General features: G+C 34.3%; 6 protein-coding genes. 1 reads left to right on the top strand and 5 read right to left on the bottom strand.

Annotation, left to right across the window (positions count from 1 at the left end):
- Positions 1–433: hypothetical protein (locus WH267_RS24890; protein ID WP_340011687.1), on the top strand; the 433-nt coding region annotated here is incomplete at its 5' end.
- 71 nt (positions 434–504) lie between these two features.
- Here the strand turns inward: WH267_RS24890 and gldG are convergent.
- The 5 genes from gldG to WH267_RS24915 all read right to left on the bottom strand — a co-directional run bounded on the left by gldG (position 505) and on the right by WH267_RS24915 (position 7,027).
- Positions 505–2,175: a gliding motility-associated ABC transporter substrate-binding protein GldG gene (gldG, locus tag WH267_RS24895; protein WP_340011688.1), complete on the bottom strand. Its 1,671-nt coding sequence runs from the start codon at positions 2,173–2,175 to the stop codon at positions 505–507.
- Positions 2,176–2,178: 3 nt separating this feature from the next.
- Complete coding sequence (locus tag WH267_RS24900) at positions 2,179–2,907, bottom strand: ABC transporter permease subunit (RefSeq protein ID WP_340011689.1); 729 nt, start codon at positions 2,905–2,907, stop codon at positions 2,179–2,181.
- Positions 2,908–2,964: 57 nt separating this feature from the next.
- Entirely contained in the window at positions 2,965–3,516 is a 552-nt protein-coding gene (locus WH267_RS24905; protein ID WP_340011691.1) for a CopD family protein, read from the bottom strand.
- 278 nt (positions 3,517–3,794) lie between these two features.
- A complete protein-coding gene (locus WH267_RS24910; protein WP_340011692.1) occupies positions 3,795–4,820 on the bottom strand; it encodes a hypothetical protein in 1,026 nt (341 codons plus the stop codon).
- A 644-nt stretch (positions 4,821–5,464) separates the two neighbouring features.
- The gene (locus WH267_RS24915) at positions 5,465–7,027 is read right to left on the bottom strand and encodes a helix-turn-helix domain-containing protein (RefSeq protein ID WP_340011693.1); all 1,563 of its coding nucleotides are present in this window, start codon (positions 7,025–7,027) and stop codon (positions 5,465–5,467) included.
- Between the last annotated feature and the right edge of the window lie 51 nt (positions 7,028–7,078).

Below are 7,078 nucleotides of genomic sequence, written 5' to 3' on the forward strand. Positions count from 1 at the left end.
GAATGATGCGAGCTCTACTAAAAATTTATATATTAAATTAATTAATTTAGTTTTAGATAATAAACTAAAAAATGAGGAGGTATTACTTTTACATTATATAATAGAAACAGGTCGCTTTAAATTAATGACAGGATGGCAAGAATCACAAGAAATATTTAATATTAAAGAATGGGAAAAATTAAATAATATAAAAAATTTACTTTCTCAAAACTATCCAAGTGTCATAAAAAGATTCGAATTAAGAGGATTTACAGAGGTTTCCGCTATAACTTCTTCAGCTAATCCCAAGGAAATAAAATTTAAAGATGAAATAACATTAGAAATACTAGACCTTCCACCAGTTGTTATTAATAAGATCAATGATGTTGTTAATAATAATTATCATGAATACATAGAAGAGGAAGAAAGATACACTGATGAATTACCTTGGTAATCTTAATTAAGACTAAGAAATTTAAAACAATTAAAATAAAAAAGAGAAGCATTTTGCTTCTCTTTTTTATTTTATCCAAATTTCTTCTTTCTCAGCCAGAAGAACAATCCTCCGATAAGACCAATAATAATCAATGGGAGTAATAAATTCAGCCATTGCCAAGTGGTTCTTTCTTCTTCTATTCTATGTCTGTCGAGAAGTCTTTCTTCGATATTTCTGTTTCTCAATTCCATTAGATTGCTGTCATCCAATAGATAATCAAGGGCGTTTCTAAGGAACTGCTCATTTCCGAACTGTTCATTCGTGAGCATATCTACTCCCAATGGAAGCGGTTTTCCTTTGATCACTTTATTTCGTCCTATATCTCCGTCTGCAATCACGATCATTTTATTCTCAGGACTTTCTGCTTTGAATCCAGGATAAGATTTTCTTTCAATCCTTGAGGCATAAGCAGAATTAAATTTACCTTCCAGTGCTACTGCGAAAATCTTCGGAGTGCTTGGTTTCTCCATTTGTCCAAGACTGTCTACAGTGGCGATCTCTTTCAAATCAACATAATTCGGAACCTGTTTCAGCAATGTTCTTTCACTCGATTCGAAAAGAACTTTTGTTTTGATATTCTTTCTTCCCCCTAATGTATCAATAGAAGTAGGAAATTCGAATTTTACAGGATTGATATTTTTAGTGATTGGATTATTATTTTCAGCAATTCCAAGAGGGAAATAAGGCCATGGTAAGCTCGTATACTGTGGGTTTCCGCTTACTTCTCCTGTTACCAGTCTTAATAAAGCAAATTTCTTCACATCTTTTACCAGTGCATTATTGATTCTTAATCCGTAGTTGAAGAAAAAATCAGTCATATTGATATCCACAGGGAAAGGCATTACTTTTTTAGATCTTGTCAGCGTATCCATTTCAGCATTTACTGCATCAATCATCCAGAGCGTTTTCCCGCCATTCATAATATATTGGTCAAGAATTACCTTTTCGTTGTCAGTAAAAGCTTTTCTTGGCTTTGCAATCACGAGAGCACTCATTTGTTTTAATAATGGAACATCTGCTGTACTAAGTTCAGTCTGATTTTTAGGAATAATAGGCCCTGCGTCATAATTTTCCATAGCAAGATGTACAAATCCCTGGAATTCATCTGGACTCAGTTCATCCTGATTGACCAAGATTCCAATTTTTTTTCTTTTAGCAGCTGCAATATTCTTAATGTTCGAAACCAGATTATATTCAAGTCCTTCAATGGATCTGGTCAGCTGCTGGTCTGCATCAATACCTGCTTGCTGTACAACCAACGGAATAGAAACTCCATCTTTATCATATTTTATAACAGCATACGGGAAAAGGGTAATTTGTGAAATTTTTCCATCCTTTATATCTGGAAGAACCGAAGGCTGCATTCCCATTGCCATCAAGGTATCCTGAGACATCTTTGTTTTAATAGGGTCGATGAATTTAAAATCGATCTTCGGGTTAATTTTTCTGAATTCCTCCAGCATGAACTTTGTTTCCCCCTGAAGCTGTTTAAAGCTCGCCGGGAAATCACCTTCAAGATAAACTTCTACTGTCAGAGGTTTTTTAACGGATTCCAACACTTTAACAGTGTTTTCTGAAAGGGTATATCTTTTTTCTTTGGTTAGATCCAGTCTGATTCCTGAATAGATAAGGATAATTACCAAAGGGATAATTACCATTAAGAAAATTCCCAGTGGGGATTTAGCATTGATCTTCTTCATAATCTACTTCTTTTTGTTAATAAAATGATTAGACAATACTAATGACGCACTGATCACCAGAATAAAATAGGCAACATCTTTCAGATCTATAAGACCTCTTGTAAAGCCAAGGAAATGCTGATAGAAACCTATATTCTGAAGAATAAAATCTGCTCCGCCCAGTAATTTATAGCTTGCCAGCTGTTCGATTCCAAAATACATGATGAAACACATGAAAACACCTAGCAGATAAGCCATGATTTGATTCTGTGATAATGAAGAAGCTAAAATTCCTACGCCTGAGAAAGCAGCGATTAAAATAACCAGTCCGATATAGCTTCCCAAGGTCATCCCAAGGTCAATATTTCCTTCAGGAACTCCAAGAACATACACTGTGTAAAGATAAATTAACGATGGGATCAGACATAAAATCCCAACAATCCATACGGATAAAAATTTACCTGCTACCAGGTCTGAAACTTTTAAAGGCTGTGAAAAAAGCCAGTTCAGTGTTCCTGTCTGTTGCTCTTCAGCAAAAGTTTTCATAGAAAGTGCGGGAATAATAAACATTAGAAGCCATGGAACCAACACAAAATAACTCTGCAGCGAAGCTGCTCCGATCTCAAAAATATTTGAATCGTTGTCGAAAAAGAACAGGAAAAGAGTAGCGATCAAACTGAAGGCGGCAATAATTACCCATGCACTCCAGTTCCCAAAGTAACTCCAAAGTTCTTTCTTTAAAATTGCAATCATAGTTTTTTAGTAAAATGTAAAAAGTAAAGCTGTATGAAGATTTCTTTACTTAAACCATTATTTCTTTTTTTTATTCTTATTAACAAGTTTTACGGTCATCATGATCAGAAATACAAGAACGAAAAATCCTGCAATTAATTGCCACCAATATTCAATTGCCATAGATTTCAGGATTACGGTAAACACTACAAGAAACAAAATAAATGTAGCAATTTCATTGGCCTGTCTAAGTTTGATATTGGCTGTTTCCAGCGTATTCCCGTTTAATTCTTTAAGTTTCAATACTTTTTTCCAACACCAGTAATGGTAGATCGCAAGTCCGATCAGAAATGTAAGTTTTAAATGAAACCATCCCATTTTCATCAGTCCCGGATTTAAAAAGATCATTACCAATCCACATACTGCCATGATGACTCCGGCAGGAACGGTGATGATATTCCACAGCCTTCTGGCCATAAATGTATATTGTTCCCTCAGAATTTTCTTTTTTTCTTCAGGAAATTCATCAGTATCCTTATAGTACACGAAAATTCTTACGAGATAAAAAATTCCCGCAAAATAACTTACCATAAAAATAATGTGCAGCGCTTTGATTATTGTATAAAGCATTCAGAAAAAATTAAGAGCAAAGATAAGCTTATTCTATAATTGTTAAAAAATATCATGTAAATATTGTTCATATTTTATTATCAAACAATATAAAAGCATTTAAATTATGCTATTTGCAAACATAATCACTACTGATCATTTAAATTTAATTACCAGAAAAAGAGTAAACCCGTTTAAACAGACAATTATTACAAAAAAAAGAGAACCATACATGGCTCTCTTTTAGGGAAACAAAGAATAAACTTTCATCATTACATCTTTAGATGAAAAGCGATATATTATTTTAGTAATGTTAAAGTGAATGCATTGTCATTTAAGGTACCTCTTGTGTTATAACTTGTACAAGCTGAACCGGCAGATCCTCCATTAGCGTAACGTGAAAACAGATAATACGTCCCAGGTTTAAGCTTAGCTACGTTAGAAGTATAAATGAAATCAAACCCACCATAAGCTGCCGCCATATGTATATCCTGCCCAAATACTGATGCTGCAACTGAATAGGTTAAACTATTACTCAGATTATAGGCCAGATAAGAACTGCATGAGGATGGAGCTTTGTCAAAAATAATCCTTGGTGAAATAATATAATACCCCTCAATTGTGACCACTGCGCTCGCTCCGGTATAAGTCATTCCAGTAGCAATAGAAGTAACAGGCCCTGCCGTAGATGGAATAATAACAGGCGAACTTGTATCTCTCCAGGTTGCCAGTCCGTTATCATCCGCTACTAAAAGCCGTCCTTCCTTCTGAGTACCATCTGTAATCTTAATACCACCTGCTGTACTGCTGGTAATGTCTAATTTTGCGGCCGGAGCAGCTGTGCCGATTCCCATACGATGATTAACCGCATCTACGTTTAATGTAGTTCCGTCAACCTGAAAATGGCTGGTTCCTGTAGTGGCGGCAGAAGTAAAATTGATTGTCTTATCTGCCATATTAACGGTTCTGTTAGACACCAGGGTTCCATTGTTATTATAAATGTTATTGATAAATATTTTCTGCCATACATTCCCATCAAAGAAATAGTAACCTTCAGCATTTATATTTATTGTTTTAGGAGAAGAGGTTCCTACAGGTTCCGTTACATAAAGAATACTCCCTTTCTGATCTGCCCCATACAGCCCATCTCCCGCTTTTATTTGGTCTCCTGTTAATCTCGGAGCAATTAATCCTTCCGGTTTACTTCCGTCAGTTGTTTTCGCAGTAATATCAAAGGTGGATTTTGGAGAAACCGTATTAATCCCCACCTGAGAAAATACCATCCCGCCCATAATAACAAACGCAAGTAAAGTTATCTTTTTCATATTAAATAGTTTAGTTGTAGAAAATATTCGTTTAATGTGTATGAATTAATGATCATGAAATCTTACTCAGTCAGCTTCCTTTCTGAATATACAATGAAACAGAAAAAAGATTCCGTATTCCGCAAATTGAAAATAACATCCTTAAAATGTTTTTTAAATAAATTGTGGCTGGAGTGGAAAGTATATTTTATACTTCTTCTGATATGTAAAAATGCAGGTGATTAGAATGTGAATCAGCAATGATAATAATTAATGGAGATAACTCCGAGAATAGTAAATTCCTGTTCATGTTCTCAATTTTTATTGGCTTTACTTTAGGTTGCAAATGTATTCCCCAGTGGGTTTGTTTTGCAAAGCTCAGCCTTCTTATTTTCCGAAAAACAGAAAAAGGAAACTCACAAAACACTATTTACCAAACCTTTGGGAATTCAATAATTTTCTATCAAAACATTATTTAATTTGAGTGAATATAAAGAAAACCTTTCCCTTTTCATAAAAACAGAAAGAATATATCAAGTGACAGTGAAGGCATAGAGTAAAAAGTAGCTCCACTGACTATATTTTATCAAACCTATCTATATTAATAAAAAAGACCTGCACTCAAGAATGCAGACCTTTCAATTTAACAAAGTATTTTGAAGGCTTTATTCAGCCTTATCAATAAATGAAATAAAAGTTGACGGTGATGTTCCGGTAATGGATTTGAAGGTTGTGGCAAATTGTCCGTGAGAAGAAAAACCGCACTCTTCTGCCAGCGCCCCTATTTTATACTTTCTGTATTTTTCCGAAGTTTTCAGTTTATGAATAATATAGTCGACTCTTAAGGTATTTACATAGTTTTTAAAATCCGTATTCTTATATTTTTTGACCACGTAAGAGATGTATTTCACATTGGTGTCAAATTCACTGGCAAGAAACGAAAGCGAAACTGAACCCTGATTAAACATTTTCTCTCTTTCAAACACCTCAAGCAAGCTCAGGATTTTAGCTTCAGTTTCACCATTTATGCCAAGCTGCTTATTATCTATATCCTCTTTCTCAAAAATTTGTTCTTCCCTAACTTCCGAAGCATTCATATGGTCTTCAACAACATTTTCTTTTTTTTCCTTATAATGATTGATAATATTCTTGAATCTAAAATACTTTTCTTTTTGCTTCCTTTTGTAGATCATAAAAATAACGGTAAGCCATACAATGAAGATAAAAAAGATTATGATAAAGATATTTCTGGTGATGTTCCCACTTGCATATTGTTCCTTTTCGTTATCTATTTTATCGTAATTCTCATCAATTGTATTTTTAAATTTATCCTCAGTCTTATTAAGAGTATCTACATATTTTTTGTTGTAAAAATTAGCTTTATCATACTGTTTTACCTGATCATAATAACCGGCTAAAGCATTATAGACCAATTTTTTCGCCTGTGGATAATCAGCAGTCTCCGCAAATTTCAACCCCTTCAAAAGATAAGCTTCAGCCTCATGATACTTACCCTGCCTCGCTTTGGAAATCCCGAGCCCAATAGTACTTAGAATATAACCAATAAATGTTTCAGGTAATATCTTTAAAGCTTCCAGATTATAAACATCCGTACTTTTATAATCATGCAACTCCAAATAGTTTTCCCCCATGAACTGATAGGTTTTTCCTAAGGTCATCTTATCCTCAGGAATTTTAGATAAATGAATAAGCGATTCTTTAAGAAAGTGAATTGCCTGACCATACCTCTTTAAATTTCGCTCATAATAAGCTTTTTCCTGCAAAAAAAGGGCTTTTACCTGTGCCTGCTTCTTTTCATCATCTATTTTATCCGCAATCTGTGAACCTTCATCAGCATATTTTCCGGATTTTTTGTAAAGTCCCAAAACCCTGTATTCCGTAGCTAAAAGTCCTCGGATTTTTGCCTGTAGCTCATAATTTTGAGAAGAATCCAGAATTTCTTTGGCCTCTTCAGCAAACCGGATGCTTTCGTCGTTTTTACTTTGCTGCATATAAAGGATTGCTTTTAGCATCACACTTCGCCCTTTAAGTTCCGGAGAAGTTGCTGCAACCACCATTGAGTCTGCAATTTTCAATGCCTGCGGCAAATCTGTAGCCGCAATTTCCGTAACTACTTTTTGATATAATTTTTCGTAAGAATTACCTGTTTTTTGAGCCCATACCCCATTCGGAACCAGGAAGATAAGAAAGAATATTTTTTTAAACATAATTTACTTCAAAACCAAATTTATTAAAGCACAAGCTCGTTTTAATAAATT

It is taken from the genome of Chryseobacterium sp. MYb328 (genome assembly GCF_037572595.1).
Taxonomy (GTDB): domain Bacteria; phylum Bacteroidota; class Bacteroidia; order Flavobacteriales; family Weeksellaceae; genus Chryseobacterium; species Chryseobacterium pennae.

What these genes read in the sequence shown, in the direction of transcription:
- WH267_RS24915 (WP_340011693.1), bottom strand. Translation starts at nt 7,027, where the DNA reads ATGTTTAAAAAAATATTCTTTCTTATCTTCCTGGTTCCGAATGGGGTA.
- WH267_RS24905 (WP_340011691.1), bottom strand. Translation starts at nt 3,516, where the DNA reads ATGCTTTATACAATAATCAAAGCGCTGCACATTATTTTTATGGTAAGT.
- WH267_RS24900 (WP_340011689.1), bottom strand. Translation starts at nt 2,907, where the DNA reads ATGATTGCAATTTTAAAGAAAGAACTTTGGAGTTACTTTGGGAACTGG.
- gldG (WP_340011688.1), bottom strand. Translation starts at nt 2,175, where the DNA reads ATGAAGAAGATCAATGCTAAATCCCCACTGGGAATTTTCTTAATGGTA.
- WH267_RS24910 (WP_340011692.1), bottom strand. Translation starts at nt 4,820, where the DNA reads ATGAAAAAGATAACTTTACTTGCGTTTGTTATTATGGGCGGGATGGTA.